Genomic DNA, 16,049 nt, shown 5'->3' on the forward strand with positions numbered 1-16,049 from the left:
ACGACCACCACGCCGTCCCCCTCGGCCTCCGTCACCCCGAAGCCGACTCCCACGGCGACCGGCCCGACCGCGCCGCCGTCGACGGCGGCCCGGCCGGCGATCACCTCGCGGGCCGGCTGGGGCGCCGACGAGAGCATGAGCCCCGAGGCCCCGACCTACCTTCCGGGCGGGAAGGTCAAGGCGGTGGCGGTCCACCACACCGCCGCGACGAACGACTACTCCTGCGCCGACTCGGCGGCGATCGTGCGCGGCATCTACGCCTACCACGTCAAGCCGGCCTCCCAGGGCGGCAACGGCTGGAAGGACATCGGCTACCACTTCCTCGTCGACAAGTGCGGCACGATCTTCGAGGGCCGCAAGGGCGGCGTGGACATGCCGGTCGTCGGCGCGCACACGTACGGCTTCAACAGCGAGACCACAAGCGTCTCGATGATCGGCGACTACACGTCCACCGCGCTGTCGACGTCCCAGATGATCTCGGCCGCGCGGATCGCCGCATGGAAGCTCGGCCAGTACGGCGTGGACCCGGCCGGCACGACGACGCTGACCGCGGGCGCCGCGGGCGGCAACTACTTCAGCAAGACCTGGGCGCAGGGCGCGCAGATCCCGTTCTCGACGATCTTCGGCCACCGGGACGGCTTCAACACCCAGTGCCCGGGCGGAACCGCGTACGGCCAGCTGGGCACCATCCGCTCCTGGGCCGCGGGCCCGGTGGCGGGGCTGCGCGTCACCTCGGTGACAGGCGCGACGCTGTCCGGCGGGAAGTACTACACGCGCGGTCCGCTGACCGTCGCCTGGACGGCGACCACCCCGTCCGCGTTCATCACGAAGCACGAGGTGCTGGTCGACGGCAACGTGGCGGCCACCGCCACCGGTTCGGCGCGGTCCGCCGCGGTGACCGTCCCGGCGGGCAGCCACTCCGTGGCCGTCCGCGCGGTGCACACCTCGCGCAAGACCACGGCCACGCCCGCGCTCACCGTGGTGGGCGACACCACCGCCCCGGTCTTCTCCACCACCCCGCGCGTCTACCTGCGCACGGGCACGGTGAACGCGACCGCCGCCCCGCTGAGCCTGGTGTGGAAGGCGACGGACGCCGCCGCCCTGCGCGACGTCCGGCTGACGACGCCGGTGGCCGCGACGTACGGCCCGACGGTGACCACCGCCGCGCACTCGGCGAAGCCGGCCGTCACCACGACGTGGACGCTCAACGCGTACGACCAGGCCGGCAACAGGACCACCGCGTCGGTCGGTTCGACGCCGATGATCCTCCAGGAGACCTCGGCGGTCCGCACCGGTACCTGGACGGCCAAGTCGTCGACCAGCTACCTGGGCGGCAAGTCCCTCGCCAGCACCGCCAGGAACGCGTCGATCAGCTGGACCTTCACCGGCCGTTCGGTCGCGTGGGTGGTGTCCCGGGCGTCGACCTCCGGCCAGGCGTACGTGTACGTGGACGGCGTGAAGGTCTCGACGGTGGACCTGAAGTCCTCGACCACGATGTACCGGAACGCGATCTGGACCCGTAACTGGTCCTCGGCGGCCAAGCACACGGTGAAGATCGTGGTGGTCGGCACGTCCGGCCGTCCGACGGTCACCACCGACGGTCTCGTCTACCTTCGCTGACCGGCCTGTTCTAGCTGTCGGGCCTGTTCCGCCCGTTCTGCCTGTTCGCAGCGGCGCCGGCTCCCACCCCTCGCGGGTGCGGAGCCGGCGCCGTTCCGCGTCCGAGGGCGGCTCTGAGGCGGGTGAGCAGGGGCTCGGTCCAGCGGGCGGAGAGGGGGCCGAGCAGGACCATGAGCAGGACGTAGGCGGTGGCGAGGGGCAGGATCCGGGGCTCGGTGGCTGCGGCCAGGCCGGCGATCACCACGGAGAACTCGCCTCGGGCGACGAGCGCCCCGCCGGCCCGCAGCCGGCCGCGCGGGCCGATGCCGGCGCGCCGGGCCGCGTACCAGCCGGTGGTGACCTTGGTGACGACGGTGACCGCGGCGAGCAGCAGCGCGATCGGCAGCACCGGGGGGATGGCGGTCGGGTCGGTGGACAGGCCGAAGAAGACGAAGAAGACCGCGGCGAACAGGTCCCGCAGCGGGGTGAGCAGCCGGTGCGCGGCCCCCGCGACCTCGCCGGAGAGCGCGATGCCGACGAGGAACGCGCCGACCGCCGCGGAGACCTGGAGCCGCTGGGCGATCCCGGCGACCAGGACGGTCAGGCCGAGCACGACGAGCAGCAGCATCTCGGGGTTGTCGGAGGAGACGGCCCGGCTGAGGTGGTGGCCGTGGCGGAGCGCGAAGTACAGCACGATGCCGACGGCGCCGAGCGCGACGACCACGGCGATGCTCCCGCCGGCGAGGCCGACGCCGGCCACCAGGGCGGTGAGCAGCGGCAGGTAGAGCGCCATGGACAGGTCCTCGATGACGAGGACGCCGAGGACGGCGGGGGTCTCCCGGTTGCCGAGCCGGCCGAGGTCGGTGAGGACCTTGGCGATGACGCCGGAGGAGGAGACCCAGGTGACGCCGGCCAGCGCGACCGCGCCGACCGGGCCCCAGCCGAGGAGGATCCCGGCGATCGCGCCGGGGACGGCGTTGAGGACGAAGTCGACGAGTCCGGAGGGGTATTGGGTGCGCAGGCTGCCGACGAGCTCGGAGGCGGCGTACTCCAGGCCGAGGGTCATCAGGAGCAGGATGACGCCGATCTCGGCGCCGACCGCGACGAACTCCTCGCTGGCGTCGAGGGGCAGCAGCCCGCCCTTGCCGAAGGCGAGGCCGGCGAGCAGGTAGAGCGGGATGGGCGACAGACCGATGCGGCCGGCGAAGCGTCCGATCAGACCCAGGGTGAGGAGGAGCGAGCCGAGTTCGACGAGCAGGGAGGTGGTGTCGTGCACATCACCCTCCGCCGATGATCGCGGCGAGCGCGTCCACGCCGTCGCGGGTCCCGACGGCGACGAGGGTGTCCCCGAGCGCGAACCGGAAGTCGGGGCCGGGGGACGGGTGGACGCTGGTGCGGCGCAGCACGGCGACGATGGACGCGCCGGTACGGGTACGGGCCCGGGTGTCGCCGAGGAGCCGGCCGGCGTACGGGGACCGGGAGCCGACCGGGATGTGCTCGGTGACGAGGTCGAGTCCGTCGGTGTCGATGCCCTCCAGCCGGGCGGGGTCGATCAAGTGGGCCAGGACGGTGGCCTCTTCGGGGTCGAGCGCGACGGTCTCGCAGGCGTCGGGGTCGTCGGACCGGTACACGCCGAGGAACCGCCGCCCGTCATGGTGCACGACGACGGAGAGATGACCGCCGGACTCGGTGGTCAGGTCGTACTGCGTGCCGACGCCGGGAAGCGGGATGCGACGCGTGCCCATGACGGTCGCCTCTCTGGGAGCAGCGGCCGGTACGACCGGACAAGGCGGACGAATTGTCGCAAAGACGACGTTTTTACCGTACCACCGGGGCTGGGGACGGGCGGGGCGGAGGTCCGAGCGGCCGCCCCGGCGACCCGGTCGGCCAGCCGTCGCGCCTCGCCCGCGCCCCAGAGGTCGGCGAGCTCGACGCGCCGGTCGCGCAGCTCGTGCGCGGGGACGCGGAGCAGCCCGGGCGCGTCTCCCGGCGCGAAGCGGACCCCGGCGTAGGCCGCGCCGCTGCCGGGCAGGTACGGGCGGGTGTCGGGTCCGGCGACGAGCGGCCGGCCCTCGCTCCAGAGCAGGTCCGTGCACCCGTCGGGCAGCACCGGCCGCACATCGCCGACCGCCCGCGGCGCTACGGTCCAGACCACCGCCCCGTCGATCGGGGAGGAACGTTCCGCGTACACGCCGTCCAGGCGCAGGCCGGGGGCGACGGCACGCGTCAGTCCCGCTCCCACCCGCTGTGCAGGCGGGACTTCACGTCGTCCGGCGGCAGGAACCTCGACCAGCGTTCGGGGAACTCCGAGGGCATGTCGGGGTCGTCCTCGTCGACATCGTCCGCTTCCGCGCGGGCGCGGGCGAGGAGTTCCGCGGCCTGGGCGGCGCGGTGGCGTTCGTTGGCCTCACGGGCCGCCGCCGTGGCGACCGAGGGCCAGACACGGTCGATCGCCGCGTTCACCGCCGCGCCCACGAGCACGGCGAACGCGGAGATGCCGATCCACAGCAGCACCGCGATCGGCGCGGCGAGCGAGCCGTAGATCGTCGGCCCCTCGACCTGGCTGGTCAGATAGATCCGGAGCACGAAGCTGCCCAGCACCCACATCCCGAGGGCGACCAGCGAGCCCGGGATGTCCTCGATCCACGGCGAGCGGACCGGCACGGACACGTGGTACAGCGTGGTCAGGAAGGCCACGGAGAGCAGGATGACGGCCGGCCAGTACAGCACCGCGACGACCTCGGTGCCCCACGGGATCAGCTCCACCACCCGGTCCGGGCCGACCACGGCGAGCGGCAGCACGACCGCGCCGATCAGCAGCGCGATGATGTAGAGCAGGAAGGCGAGCAGCCGTGTCGCCACGATCCCGCGGTGCCCGTCGAGCCCGTACATGACCGTGATCGTGTCGATGAAGACGTTCACCGCCCGCGAGCCGGACCACAGGGCGATGGCGAAGCCGATGGAGATCACGTCGGGCCGGCCGGCCTGCGTGACGTCCTCCAGGAGCGGCTTCGCGATGTCGTTGACGCCCCGGTCGGACAGGACCGTGCCGGAGGCGCGCAGGATGTTCTCCTGGATCGACGCGACCGTGGTGGTGTCGGTCCAGTTGTCGACGTAGCCGAGCAGACCGAGCAGACCCAGCATGAGCGGCGGCAGGGAGAGCAGCGTGAAGAACGCCGCCTCGGCGGCGAGCCCGAGGATGCGGTACTCGATGCACGAGTTGACGGTGTCCTTCAGGAGCAGCCAGACCAGCTTCCGCTTGGACACGTTGCGGTAGAGGACTCGGGCCCGGTGGAGTCTGCCCGTTTTGAGCCGCTCGGGTGTTTCATTTGCTGCCTGCACCTCCTTACCGTATCGGCATGGCAGCCACCACCCACACAGTGACCAACCAGGCTCCGCCCCTGGTGGGATACGACGTATTCACGTCCGATCGGGCGCTCACTGAGGCCGTCGAACGACATCTCGACCCCGGACTCCTTCCCGCGGCCCAGGAGGAACTGACGGAGCTGGGTCTCGGCGCGGGTTCCGCCCAGGTCCAGGAATGGGGCAGGCAGGCCAACGAGAACCCGCCGCGCCTGCGCACCCACGACCGCTACGGCAACCGGATCGACGAGGTCGAGTTCCATCCCGCGTGGCACCGGCTGCTCGGCAAGGGTGTCGGCGCGGGGCTGACGAACGCCTGGGGCCGGCCCGGCGGGCATGTGCGGCGCGCGGCCGGGTTCCTGGTCTGGACGCAGGCAGAGGCCGGGCACGGCTGTCCGCTGTCGATGACGCACGCCGCCGTGCCGGCCCTGCGCACCGATCCGGAGCTGGCCGCCGAGTGGGAGCCGCGGCTGACCTCCCGGGTGTACGAGGAGGGCCTGCGGCCGGCCGCGGACAAGGCCGGCGTGCTCTTCGGGATGAGCATGACGGAGAAGCAGGGCGGCAGCGACGTCCGGGCGAACACCACGCAGGCGCGGCCGCTGGACGGGGACGGGGACGGCGGGTACCTGCTCACCGGGCACAAGTGGTTCTGCTCGGCGCCGATGTCGGACGCTTTCCTGGTGCTCGCCCAGGCGCCCGACGGGCTGACCTGCTTCCTGGTGCCGCGGGTGCTGCCGGACGGCAGCCGGAACGTGTTCGCGATCCAGCGACTGAAGGAGAAACTGGGCAACCGGTCGAACGCGTCGAGCGAGGTGGAGTTCGACGGGACCTGGGCGCGCCGGGTCGGCGACGAGGGCCGCGGGGTGCGCACGATCATCGAGATGGTGGCGGCGACCCGGCTCGACTGCGTGCTCGGCTCGGCGGGGCTGATGCGGCAGGCGGTGGCGCAGGCCGTGCACCACGCCGCGTACCGCAGCGCCTTCGGCGGGCTGCTGATCGACAAGCCGCTGATGCGCAACGTCCTTGCGGACCTGGCGCTGGAGTCGGAGGCGGCGACGACGCTGGGGCTGCGGCTCGCGGCGGCGAATGACGCCGATACGGACGCCGAGCGCGCGTTCCTGCGGCTGGCGGTGCCGGCGGCCAAGTACTGGGTGACGAAGCGCTGCACGCCGGTGGCGGTGGAGGCGCTGGAGTGCCTGGGCGGCAACGGCTACGTGGAGGAGTCGGGGATGCCCCGGTTGCTGCGCGAGTCGCCGCTGAACTCGATCTGGGAGGGCTCCGGCAACGTCCAGGCGCTCGACGTGCTGCGGGCGCTGCAGAGGGAGCCGGAGGCGCTGAACGCGTTCCTCCAGGAGGTCGGGAAGGCGCGCGGCGCGGACTACCGGCTGGACAACGCGATCAAGGGCCTGCTGACCGAACTGGCCGATCTGGACGGGATCGAGGCGCGGGCGCGGCGGCTGGTCGAGCGGATGGCGCTGGTGCTCCAGGGCTCGCTCTTGGTGCGCTTCGCCCCGCCGGAGGTCGCGGACCTGTTCTGCGCCTCGCGGCTCGGCGGCGACTGGGGGACGGCCTTCGGGACGCTTCCGCACTCGCTCGATCTGGCGAAGGTGGTGCAGCGGGCGCGCGCGGTGGTCTGAGCCCCCGGAAACGGAAAAAGCCGAGGGTGGTGCTGCGCCGACACGGCACCACCCTCCGCTGTCGCACCACCCTCACGCACGTACGGCGGGTTCGCCAGAGTTGCAGACGGTTGCAGGATTACCCGAACCGCACCGCGCCGGGCAGACCGGAGCGGCACGATGGGGTGGCACGCTCGCGCCTCTGCAGAACCGATACAGCACCACCGGTGCCTGGGGGATACCGATGAACAACACCGCGCTCGACCTGGCTCGACTGACCGCCATGGACTCCGCGCAGGCGTCCCGGCTGCTTCACCGGGTGCGAGAGGCGACGCTGGCAGGCCGGCGTCCGCCGATCGCACCGCGGCCGGTGATCGACGCGTCGTGGCAGCGGATGTTCCGGCTCGGCCTCGATCCGGACCGGGACACCAGCAGTGTGCTGCTGCAGCGCGACGAGTTGGAGGAGCGGCGCCGGACGACGCTCATCGGCGAGATGATGCGGACGCTGAGCGCCGGGCTGAGCGGGATCGCCGACGCCTCGATGCAGATCATGGTGGTCACCGACGAGCACGGCCGGGTGCTGTGGCGCGAGGGCAACCTGTCGGTGCTCCGCCGGGCCAACGGGATCTGTCTGGAGGAGGGCGCGGCCTGGGCCGAGTCCAGCACCGGCACGAACGCGGTGGGCACGGCGCTCGCCGTGCGCCGTGCCGTGCAGGTGCACTCAGCCGAGCACTACCTGCACACCCTGCACAACTGGACCTGCGCCGCCGCGCCCGTGCACGATCCGCGCGACCAGCGGCTGCTCGGCATCGTCGACGTGAGCGGACCGGCGTCCAGCTTCCACCCGGCGACCCTCGCGCTGGTCGGCTCGGTGGCGCAGCTGGCCGAGGCGGAGATGCGGGAGCGGCATCTGCGGTCGATCGAGCGGCTGCGGTCGGTCGCCGCGCCCATCCTGTGCCGGGTGGGCGGCCGGGCGATCGCGGTGGACATGTACGGCTGGACGGCGGCGGTGACCGGAATGGTCCCGGTGGACCGGCTCGCACTGCCCAAGTCGTTCCGGGCGGGCCAGATGTGGCTCCCGTCGCTCGGCATGTGCGCGGTGGAGCCGCTGCCGGGCGGCTGGCTGCTGCGGGTCGAGGACGACCCGGCGACGGAGCCGGGTTCCAGCCGGGTGGTCCTCGACCTGAGCCGGCCGCGCCGCTGGACGGTGGCGGTCTCCGGGGCGGCGGGCAGCTGGACCCAGGAGCTGAGCCCGCGTCATGCGGAGCTGCTGTGGGTGCTGGCCCGCCACCCGGCGGGCCGGACGGCGGCGGAGCTGGCGGAGGACGTGTTCGGCGACCGGACCAGGACGGTCACGGTACGGGCGGAGCTGTCGCGGATCCGCCGCAACCTGGCGGGCGTCCTCGCCCACCGCCCGTACCGCTTCAGCGAGGAGGTCGAGGTCGACCTGATCACCCCGCCCGACCCGGCCGCCTTACTCCCCCACTCGACGGCCCCCGCGGTGCTGAGCTCCCGCAGGGGGCCGGCGAGCGGGTGAGAGCCTGCCTTCCGCTCCTTTGACGCCCTTGGCCTGGGCGCCCTCCGCTACCCGCGCTGGTCGGCCAGGCGCGGCAGCCCGAGGTTCTGGCAGGTGCGGTCGTCGCCGGGGAGGACGGCGGCCTCGCCGCTGTCCAGCCGGCAGGCGGTGAGCAGCGGCACCCTCCCCTGACCGGGAGCGGCCGAGGGAATGACCAGGGGCTCACCCGGTCGGGCCGTGGGAGCCGGGAGCTTGCCGGCTTCGATGAGGCCCGCCTCCCACAGGCCGGCACAGGCGCGGATCGCGGCATCGACGGTGGCGCTGATGTCCGTGGCCGGGGCGCCGGTCCCGGGCCCGGCCATCGCCGTGGTGGTGTGGGGGGTGTCCGTCAGCTTCGCCGCGCTGTAGCAGCGGACGCTGTTTCCCACCGAGGCGGGCTCGTCCCCCAGGAGGGTCGTCGCGGCGATGGCGCCGCCGCCCAGGAGCACCAGGGCGGCGGATCCGGCGATGAAGGCCAGGCGTCGCCGCGGGCGGCGTCCTTCCCGCCGCGTGTCGGCATGGGTACGGGTGTGCTGCTGCTGGATCTCGCTCATCAGGTGCTCCTCGAGCCGGAGTCGGCGGTCCGGGGGCAGAACCGGGTCGCCCGGCGCCGGCAGCAGCCGGGCCAACTCCGCGAGGTCGAGCGGCTCCTGCCGCCGCCGGGGATCGAGCGTCATCGGTTCCACTCCTTGGTCGACCGGGCCGCATCGACGCGGCCACCCTGTACTTGTCCGGTCCCGGACGGCGGTTCCGGGTTCGTGCCGTCGCTCTCGCCTCCCGACGTCCGCAGCTCGTCGGCGACGAGCTTGCGCAGACGGGCCCGGGCGCGGGAGAGCCGCGAGCGGATCGTGCCGACGGGCACGCCCAGCGCCTCCGCGGCCTCGGCGTAGCCGAGCCCGGACCAGACGCAGAGCGTGAACACCTCGCGCTCGGTCCGCCGGAGGCGGGACAGCGCGAGGCGGGCGGCCGCCAGCTGCTCGGCGTCCGCCATCCGTCCGACCAGCTCGTCGGCGAAGTCCGGGACGGTGTCGTCGGCGGGGATGCGGGAGAGGGCGCGCTCGTGCCGTCGGGCGGAGCGAGAGGTGTTGCGCAGCACGTTCGTCGCGATGCCCATCAGCCAGGGCCTGGGGCTGTCGCCCTCGTCGCGCAGCTTGTGCCGCAGCCGCCACGCCTCCAGGAAGGTCAGCGAGACGACGTCCTGGGCGAGGGCCCAGTCGCCGGTCACCCGGACGGCATGGCGATGAACGAGCTGGGCGTGGGCACGGAACAGCTCCCGGAATGCCTCGGGGTCCCCGGCCCGTATGCGGGCGTGCACAGAGAAATCCACACCCAGTCTTGTCCGCAGCGACTCGGGCGTTGCGGTGAGCTGCGTCACACCACGCCCCCTTGGGGACAGAACGCCGGACCGCCGCCGCGAGTTCCTCCGCGCCGTCCACGGACTGAGCATCGGTCCACATTCCGGACGGCCCGCCCCGCGCTGCGGTACGGGCCGGCCTGGGAATCTATTGCTCCGCATGATGCGATGGGCTCATGAGCATCACTCTCACCACCTGGTCCCTCGAACAGACCGCGCCGTCCGATCTGCGTGCCGCAACCCCGCCGGAGGGCGAGGACGTACGGATCGTGCGGGCCGCGATGCCCTCGCCCGAGTTCAGCCGCTTCCTCTATACGGCGGTCGGCGGCGACATCCGCTGGAACGACCGGCTGGCCCTGACGTACAAGCAGTGGCTGGAGATCGTCGAGAAGCCGGGGGCCGAGATCTGGGTGGCGTACGAGAAGGGGACGCCGGCCGGGTACGTGGAGCTGGACCCGCAGGACGACGGCACGGTGGAGATCGTCTACTTCGGCCTGATCCCCGCCTTCCGGGGCCGACGGATCGGCGGGCACCTGCTCTCTTACGGGGTGCAGCGCGCCTGGGACCTGGCCGAGCGCTGGCCGGACCGGGAGCCGACCCGGCGGGTGTGGCTGCACACCTGCTCGCTGGACGGACCGCACGCGATGGACAACTATCTGCGCCGGGGCTTCAAACTGTTCGACACGAAGGTCGAGGAGATCGAGGAGTCCGAGACCCCCGGCCCCTGGCCCGGCGCGCACGCCTGAGCGACTCCCCGCAGGACCGGGCCCGCAGGAGGGCCGGACGTGACCCAGCGCACACCGTCTCGCGATGCGGGACGGTGATGTCCACATAATGGATGAAGCTGGACTGGGTCCAAAGTCCCGTGACACGCTTCCGTCATGTCTGGAACTGGAATTGCCTTGGTGAGTCGGCGGCACGTCGACCTCGGCCGCGTGTCCAGCGCCATCTGTCCGGTGCGCTGAGAGAACCAGCAACGCCGCGATTCCTTTTCTGCCCGACCCTGCTGCGCACCGTCGCGCCCTCCTCTGACACCCGCATGAATGTGCAGGTCAGAGCCGCCCTCCTGCAGTCCCGAAGGACAAGACGCCATGGCCGCCACCCCGGAAAACCCCACCCCCGCTACGCCGCGCCGCAAGGTGAGCCGTCACCGTGGTGAGGGTCAGTGGGCCGTGGGGCACTTGACCCCCCTGAACGGCAATGAGCAGTTCAAGAAGGACGACGACGGTCTCAATGTGCGGACACGCATTGAGACGATCTATTCCAAGCGCGGATTCGACTCGATCGACCCCAACGACCTGCGCGGCCGGATGCGCTGGTGGGGCCTGTACACGCAGCGCAAGGAAGGCCTGGACGGCACCAAGACCGGCGTCCTGGAGCCGGAGGAGCTGGACGCCGAGTACTTCATGCTCCGTGTCCGCATCGACGGCGGCCGGCTGACCACCGAGCAGCTGCGCGTCATCGGCGAGATCTCGCAGGAGTTCGCCCGCGGCACCGCCGACATCACGGACCGGCAGAACGTCCAGTACCACTGGATCCGGATCGAGGACGTCCCCGAGATCTGGAACCGGCTGGAGGCCGTCGGCCTGTCCACCACCGAGGCCTGCGGCGACACCCCCCGCGTCATCCTCGGCTCGCCGGTCGCCGGCATCGCCGCGGACGAGATCATCGACGGCACCCCCGCCATCGACGAGATCTACCGCCGGATCGTCGGCAACAAGGACTTCTCCAACCTGCCCCGCAAGTTCAAGTCCGCGATCTCCGGCTCGCCGCTGCTCGACGTGGCGCACGAGATCAACGACATCGCCTTCGTCGGCGTCGAGCACCCGGAGCACGGCCCCGGCTTCGACGTCTGGGTCGGCGGCGGCCTGTCCACCAACCCCAAGCTGGGCGTGCGCCTGGGCGCCTGGGTCTCGCTCGACGAGGTCCCTGACGTCTACGAGGGCGTCATCTCGATCTTCCGCGACTACGGCTACCGCCGGCTGCGCACCCGCGCCCGCCTGAAGTTCCTGGTCGCCGACTGGGGCCCGGAGAAGTTCCGCCAGGTCCTGGAGGACGAGTACCTGAAGCGCAAGCTGACGGACGGCCCCGCGCCGGCGCAGCCCGCCGGTCAGTGGCGCGACCACGTCGGCGTCCACCAGCAGAACGACGGCCGGTTCTACGTCGGCTTCGCGCCGCGCGTCGGCCGCGTCGACGGCGCGACCCTGACGAAGATCGCCGAGATCGCGGAGGCGCACGGCTCCGGCCGGGTGCGCACCACCGCCGAGCAGAAGATGCTCGTCCTCGACATCGAGGAGGCTCAGGTCGAGTCGATCGTCTCCGCCCTGGAGTCGCTGGACCTGCGCGTCACCCCCTCGCCGTTCCGCCGCGGCACGATGGCCTGCACCGGCATCGAGTTCTGCAAGCTGGCGATCGTCGAGACCAAGGCGCGCGGCGCCTCGCTCATCGACGAACTCGAGCGCCGCATCCCCGAGTTCGACGAGCCGATCACCATCAACATCAACGGCTGCCCGAACGCCTGCGCCCGCATCCAGGTCGCGGACATCGGTCTCAAGGGCCAGCTGGTCCTGGACGACGAGGGCAACCGCGTCGAGGGCTACCAGGTGCACCTGGGCGGCGCGCTCGGCCTGGAGGCCGGTTTCGGCCGCAAGGTGCGTGGCCTGAAGGTCACCTCCGCCGAGCTGCCCGACTACGTCGAGCGGGTCCTCAAGCGCTTCCAGGAGCAGCGCGAGGACGGCGAGCGCTTCGCCGCCTGGGCGGCGCGCGCGTCGGAAGAGGCCCTCTCATGAGCGAGCGAGCCGCGCCGTTCTACTGCCCGTACTGCGGCGACGAGGACCTGCGTCCGAGCGAGCAGGGACACGGGGCCTGGGAATGCCGGGCGTGCAGTCGAGCCTTCCAGCTGAAGTTCCTGGGGCTCCTCGCCCCGGGCACTTCGAGCGAATCCGATGGAGGGGACGAGATATGACGATCACTCAGGACGCGACCGCGGCCGACCTGAAGGCACTCGCCGAGCAGGCCGGCCGTGATCTGGAGGACGCCTCCGCGCTGGAGATCCTCCAGTGGGCGGCGAACACCTTCGGCTCCCGGTTCTGCGTCACCTCCTCGATGGAGGACGCGGTGGTCGCCCACCTCGCCTCGCGGGCCATGCCCGGCGTGGACGTCGTCTTCCTCGACACCGGCTACCACTTCCCGGAGACCATCGGCACCCGGGACGCGGTCGAGGCGGTGATGGACGTCAAGGTCATCACCCTGACCCCGCGCCAGACGGTCGCCGAGCAGGACGCCGAGTACGGGCCGCAGCTGCACGACCGCGACCCCGACCTGTGCTGCGCGCTGCGCAAGGTCAAGCCCCTCGAAGAGGGCCTGGCCGGGTACGCCGCGTGGGCCACGGGCCTGCGCCGCGACGAGTCCCCGACCCGGGCGAACACCCCGGTCGTCGGCTGGGACGAGAAGCGGCAGAAGGTCAAGATCTCCCCGATCGCCCGCTGGACGCAGGACGACGTGGACGCGTACGTCGCCGAGCACGGCGTGCTCACCAACCCGCTGCTGATGGACGGCTACGCCTCCGTCGGCTGTGCCCCCTGCACCCGCCGGATCGCGGAGGGCGAGGACGCCCGCGCCGGACGCTGGGCGGGCCGGGCCAAGACCGAGTGCGGACTGCACGGATGACGGACACTCAGGAAGTTCAGGAGAAGCACGTGACGGGTGCCACCATCTGGCTCACCGGTCTGCCGAGCGCCGGCAAGACGACCATCGCGTACGAGCTCGCCGGCCGGCTGCGCGGCGAGGGGCACCGCGTCGAGGTGCTCGACGGCGACGAGATCCGCGAGTTCCTCTCCGCGGGTCTCGGCTTCAGCCGCGAGGACCGGCACACCAACGTGCAGCGGATCGGCTTCGTCGCCGAACTGCTCGCCTCGAACGGCGTGAAGGTCCTCGTCCCGGTCATCGCCCCGTACGAGGACAGCCGCGAGGCCGTCCGCAAGCGGCACGCGACCGAGGGCACCCCGTACGTCGAGGTGCACGTCGCCACCCCGGTGGACGTCTGCTCCGTGCGTGACGTGAAGGGGCTGTACGCCAAGCAGGCCGCGGGCGAGATCAGCGGGCTGACCGGCGTCGACGACCCGTACGACGAGCCGCAGAACCCCGATCTGCGGATCGAGTCCCAGAACCAGACCGTGCAGGAGTCCGCGGCGCAGCTCCACGCGCTGCTCACCGAGAGGGGCCTGGCATGACGACCGTTGCCCACGTTCATGAGGAGACCGACAGCCCGTTCGCGCTGTCGCACCTGGACTCCCTCGAGTCCGAGGCCGTGCACATCTTCCGTGAGGTGGCGGGCGAGTTCGAGCGGCCGGTGATCCTCTTCTCCGGCGGCAAGGACTCCATCGTCATGCTGCACCTGGCGCTGAAGGCGTTCGCCCCCGCGGCGATCCCCTTCACGCTGCTGCACGTCGACACCGGGCACAACTTCCCCGAGGTCCTCGAGTACCGCGACCGCGTGGTCGCCGAGCACGGGCTGCGGCTGCACGTCGCCTCCGTGCAGGAGTACATCGACGCCGGCAAGCTGCGCGAGCGCCCCGACGGCACCCGCAACCCTTTGCAGACCGTCCCGCTGACCGAGGCGATCCAGCAGCACCGCTTCGACGCCGTCTTCGGCGGCGGCCGCCGCGACGAGGAGAAGGCCCGCGCCAAGGAGCGGGTGTTCTCCCTGCGCGACGAGTTCTCCCAGTGGGACCCGCGCCGCCAGCGCCCGGAGCTGTGGCAGCTCTACAACGGCCGCCACGCCCCCGGCGAGCACGTCCGCGTGTTCCCGCTGTCGAACTGGACCGAGCTGGACGTCTGGCAGTACATCCAGCGTGAGGCGATCGAGCTCCCGGAGATCTACTTCGCGCACGAGCGCGAGGTGTTCGCCCGCAACGGCATGTGGCTCACGGCCGGCGAGTGGGGCGGCCCGAAGGACACCGAGGCGACTCAGACGCGGCTGATCCGCTACCGCACCGTCGGCGACATGTCCTGCACCGGCGCCGTCGACTCCGACGCCACCACGCTCGACGCCGTGATCGCCGAGATCGCCGCCTCCCGTCTCACCGAGCGGGGCGCGACCCGCGCCGACGACAAGATGTCCGAGGCCGCGATGGAAGACCGCAAGCGCGAAGGGTACTTCTAGCCATGACGAGCACCACCGAGCAGTTCGCCGACGTCTCGGCCACCACCCTGCTGCGCTTCGCCACCGCCGGCTCCGTCGACGACGGCAAGTCCACCCTGGTGGGCCGCCTCCTGCACGACTCCAAGTCGGTCCTGACCGACCAGCTGGAGGCCGTCGAGGCCGCCTCCCGGTCCCGTGGCCAGGAGGCCCCGGACCTGGCGCTGCTGACCGACGGTCTGCGGGCCGAGCGGGAGCAGGGCATCACGATCGACGTGGCGTACCGCTACTTCGCGACCCCGCGCCGCCGGTTCATCCTGGCCGACACCCCCGGGCACGTGCAGTACACCCGGAACATGGTCACCGGCGCGTCCACCGCCGAGCTGGCCGTGGTCCTGGTCGACGCCCGCAACGGGGTCGTCGAGCAGACCCGCCGGCACGCGGCCGTGGCCGCGCTGCTGCGCGTGCCGCACGTGGTCCTGGCCGTGAACAAGATGGACCTGGTCGACTACCAGGAGTCCGTCTTCGCCGCGATCGCCGAGGAGTTCACCACGTACGCCTCCGAGCTCGGCGTCCCGGAGATCACCGCGATCCCGATCTCCGCGCTGGCCGGCGACAACGTGGTGGAGCCGTCCGCGAACATGGACTGGTACGGCGGCCCGACCGTCCTGGAGCACCTGGAGACCGTTCCGGTCAGCCACGACCTGACGGCCTGCCACGCGCGCTTCCCGGTCCAGTACGTGATCCGTCCGCAGACCGCCGAGCACCCCGACTACCGGGGTTACGCCGGTCAGATCGCGGCCGGCGCGTTCCGGGTCGGCGAGCAGATCACCGTGCTGCCCTCGGGCAAGACCTCCACGATCACCGCGATCGACGCGCTGGGCGAGTCCGTGGACATCGCCTGGGCCCCGCAGTCGGTGACGATCCGGCTGGCCGACGACATCGACATCTCCCGCGGCGACCTCCTCGCCCCGGCCGGCGACGCCCCGGCGACCAGCCAGGACGTGCTCGCCACGGTCTGCCACGTGGCCGACCAGCCGCTCACCGTCGGCCAGCGGGTGCTGCTCAAGCACACCACCCGCACGGTCAAGGCGATCGTCAAGGAGATCCCGTCCCGGCTCACCCTGGACGACCTCTCCCAGCACCCGAACCCCGGGCAGCTGGTCGCCAACGACATCGGCCAGGTGACGGTCCGCACGGCCGAGCCGCTCGCGCTCGACGCGTACGCGGACTCCCGGCGCACCGGCTCCTTCCTGCTGATCGACCCCGCGGACGGCACCACGCTGGCGGCCGGCATGGCGGGCGAGTCCTTCGCCTCCGCCAAGGCCGTGGCCGTCGTGGACGACGAAGAAGGGTGGGACTTCTGAGATGACCGACGTCTACAGAACATTCGCCAAGGAAGGCGGCCGGGTGGGCTCCGGC

Annotated in this window: 17 protein-coding genes; 11 read left to right on the top strand and 6 right to left on the bottom strand. The window is 71.9% G+C overall.

Annotation, left to right across the window (positions count from 1 at the left end; all coding sequences use genetic code 11):
- Positions 1-1,620, top strand: a 1,620-nt coding sequence (locus VIU94_RS03365; RefSeq protein ID WP_331907337.1) for a peptidoglycan recognition protein family protein, incomplete at its 5' end; no start/stop codon positions are given.
- Between the two features lie 10 nt (positions 1,621-1,630).
- Here the strand turns inward: VIU94_RS03365 and VIU94_RS03370 are convergent.
- The 4 genes from VIU94_RS03370 to VIU94_RS03385 are packed head-to-tail and all read right to left on the bottom strand — an operon-like array spanning position 1,631 to position 4,941.
- Entirely contained in the window at positions 1,631-2,875 is a 1,245-nt protein-coding gene (locus VIU94_RS03370) for a cation:proton antiporter (RefSeq protein ID WP_331907339.1), read from the bottom strand.
- A gap of 1 nt (position 2,876) precedes the next feature.
- A complete protein-coding gene (locus VIU94_RS03375; protein WP_331907341.1) occupies positions 2,877-3,344 on the bottom strand; it encodes a cation:proton antiporter regulatory subunit in 468 nt (155 codons plus the stop codon).
- Positions 3,293-3,841, bottom strand: a complete 549-nt coding sequence (locus tag VIU94_RS44590; RefSeq protein WP_414720880.1) for a DUF6597 domain-containing transcriptional factor — start codon at positions 3,839-3,841, stop codon at positions 3,293-3,295. Before VIU94_RS44590 ends, VIU94_RS03375 begins: the two co-directional genes overlap by 52 nt.
- Positions 3,826-4,941, bottom strand: a complete 1,116-nt coding sequence (locus VIU94_RS03385) for a YihY/virulence factor BrkB family protein (RefSeq protein WP_331907343.1) — start codon at positions 4,939-4,941, stop codon at positions 3,826-3,828. Before VIU94_RS03385 ends, VIU94_RS44590 begins: the two co-directional genes overlap by 16 nt.
- Positions 4,942-4,958: 17 nt before the next feature.
- Between VIU94_RS03385 and VIU94_RS03390 the strand changes: the two genes are divergently transcribed.
- Both VIU94_RS03390 and VIU94_RS03395 read left to right on the top strand, forming a co-directional pair.
- On the top strand, positions 4,959-6,599 hold the full coding sequence (locus VIU94_RS03390; RefSeq protein ID WP_331907345.1) for an acyl-CoA dehydrogenase family protein: 1,641 nt from the start codon (positions 4,959-4,961) through the stop codon (positions 6,597-6,599).
- 223 nt (positions 6,600-6,822) lie between these two features.
- Positions 6,823-8,115 (top strand): GAF domain-containing protein, encoded by a 1,293-nt coding sequence (locus VIU94_RS03395; protein ID WP_331907347.1) that lies wholly within the window; start codon positions 6,823-6,825, stop codon positions 8,113-8,115.
- A gap of 47 nt (positions 8,116-8,162) precedes the next feature.
- On the opposite strand, the gene VIU94_RS03400 is transcribed toward VIU94_RS03395, so the two are convergent.
- Positions 8,163-8,810 carry a hypothetical protein gene (locus VIU94_RS03400; protein WP_331907349.1) on the bottom strand — a complete coding sequence of 216 codons (648 nt, stop codon included), beginning with the start codon at positions 8,808-8,810 and terminating at the stop codon, positions 8,163-8,165.
- Entirely contained in the window at positions 8,807-9,448 is a 642-nt protein-coding gene (locus tag VIU94_RS03405; RefSeq protein ID WP_331907351.1) for an RNA polymerase sigma factor, read from the bottom strand. Before VIU94_RS03405 ends, VIU94_RS03400 begins: the two co-directional genes overlap by 4 nt.
- Positions 9,449-9,663: 215 nt before the next feature.
- Here VIU94_RS03405 and VIU94_RS03410 point away from each other — a divergent pair, with 215 nt between their 5' ends.
- The 8 genes from VIU94_RS03410 to cysN all read left to right on the top strand — a co-directional run bounded on the left by VIU94_RS03410 (position 9,664) and on the right by cysN (position 15,994).
- A complete protein-coding gene (locus VIU94_RS03410) occupies positions 9,664-10,233 on the top strand; it encodes a GNAT family N-acetyltransferase (protein WP_331907353.1) in 570 nt (189 codons plus the stop codon).
- A 135-nt stretch (positions 10,234-10,368) separates the two neighbouring features.
- Positions 10,369-10,452: a putative leader peptide gene (locus VIU94_RS44595; protein ID WP_360326930.1), complete on the top strand. Its 84-nt coding sequence runs from the start codon at positions 10,369-10,371 to the stop codon at positions 10,450-10,452.
- A gap of 126 nt (positions 10,453-10,578) precedes the next feature.
- Complete coding sequence (locus VIU94_RS03415; protein ID WP_331907354.1) at positions 10,579-12,276, top strand: nitrite/sulfite reductase; 1,698 nt, start codon at positions 10,579-10,581, stop codon at positions 12,274-12,276.
- Positions 12,273-12,452, top strand: coding sequence for a hypothetical protein (locus tag VIU94_RS03420; RefSeq protein WP_331907356.1), 180 nt, complete (start codon positions 12,273-12,275; stop codon positions 12,450-12,452). Before VIU94_RS03415 ends, VIU94_RS03420 begins: the two co-directional genes overlap by 4 nt.
- A complete protein-coding gene (locus VIU94_RS03425; RefSeq protein ID WP_331907358.1) occupies positions 12,449-13,156 on the top strand; it encodes a phosphoadenylyl-sulfate reductase in 708 nt (235 codons plus the stop codon). The genes VIU94_RS03420 and VIU94_RS03425 overlap by 4 nt, the downstream gene beginning before the upstream one ends.
- Positions 13,153-13,719, top strand: coding sequence for an adenylyl-sulfate kinase (cysC, locus tag VIU94_RS03430; RefSeq protein ID WP_331907360.1), 567 nt, complete (start codon positions 13,153-13,155; stop codon positions 13,717-13,719). The genes VIU94_RS03425 and cysC overlap by 4 nt, the downstream gene beginning before the upstream one ends.
- Positions 13,716-14,651, top strand: a complete 936-nt coding sequence (gene cysD / locus VIU94_RS03435; RefSeq protein ID WP_331907362.1) for a sulfate adenylyltransferase subunit CysD — start codon at positions 13,716-13,718, stop codon at positions 14,649-14,651. The genes cysC and cysD overlap by 4 nt, the downstream gene beginning before the upstream one ends.
- A gap of 2 nt (positions 14,652-14,653) precedes the next feature.
- On the top strand, positions 14,654-15,994 hold the full coding sequence (cysN, locus tag VIU94_RS03440; RefSeq protein WP_331907364.1) for a sulfate adenylyltransferase subunit CysN: 1,341 nt from the start codon (positions 14,654-14,656) through the stop codon (positions 15,992-15,994).
- Positions 15,995-16,049 lie beyond the last annotated feature (55 nt).

The sequence above is a fragment of the Streptomyces sp. genome (assembly GCF_036566765.1).
GTDB lineage: Bacteria > Actinomycetota > Actinomycetes > Streptomycetales > Streptomycetaceae > Streptomyces.

Excerpts from the sequence above, each read along its gene's own strand:
- cysC (WP_331907360.1), top strand. The coding sequence starts at position 13,153 with ATGACGGACACTCAGGAAGTTCAGGAGAAGCACGTGACGGGTGCCACC.
- VIU94_RS44595 (WP_360326930.1), top strand. The coding sequence starts at position 10,369 with ATGTCTGGAACTGGAATTGCCTTGGTGAGTCGGCGGCACGTCGACCTC.
- VIU94_RS03425 (WP_331907358.1), top strand. The coding sequence starts at position 12,449 with ATGACGATCACTCAGGACGCGACCGCGGCCGACCTGAAGGCACTCGCC.
- VIU94_RS03395 (WP_331907347.1), top strand. The coding sequence starts at position 6,823 with ATGAACAACACCGCGCTCGACCTGGCTCGACTGACCGCCATGGACTCC.
- VIU94_RS03415 (WP_331907354.1), top strand. The coding sequence starts at position 10,579 with ATGGCCGCCACCCCGGAAAACCCCACCCCCGCTACGCCGCGCCGCAAG.
- VIU94_RS03420 (WP_331907356.1), top strand. The coding sequence starts at position 12,273 with ATGAGCGAGCGAGCCGCGCCGTTCTACTGCCCGTACTGCGGCGACGAG.
- VIU94_RS03390 (WP_331907345.1), top strand. The coding sequence starts at position 4,959 with ATGGCAGCCACCACCCACACAGTGACCAACCAGGCTCCGCCCCTGGTG.
- cysN (WP_331907364.1), top strand. The coding sequence starts at position 14,654 with ATGACGAGCACCACCGAGCAGTTCGCCGACGTCTCGGCCACCACCCTG.
- VIU94_RS03400 (WP_331907349.1), bottom strand. The coding sequence starts at position 8,810 with ATGACGCTCGATCCCCGGCGGCGGCAGGAGCCGCTCGACCTCGCGGAG.
- VIU94_RS03375 (WP_331907341.1), bottom strand. The coding sequence starts at position 3,344 with ATGGGCACGCGTCGCATCCCGCTTCCCGGCGTCGGCACGCAGTACGAC.
- cysD (WP_331907362.1), top strand. The coding sequence starts at position 13,716 with ATGACGACCGTTGCCCACGTTCATGAGGAGACCGACAGCCCGTTCGCG.
- VIU94_RS03410 (WP_331907353.1), top strand. The coding sequence starts at position 9,664 with ATGAGCATCACTCTCACCACCTGGTCCCTCGAACAGACCGCGCCGTCC.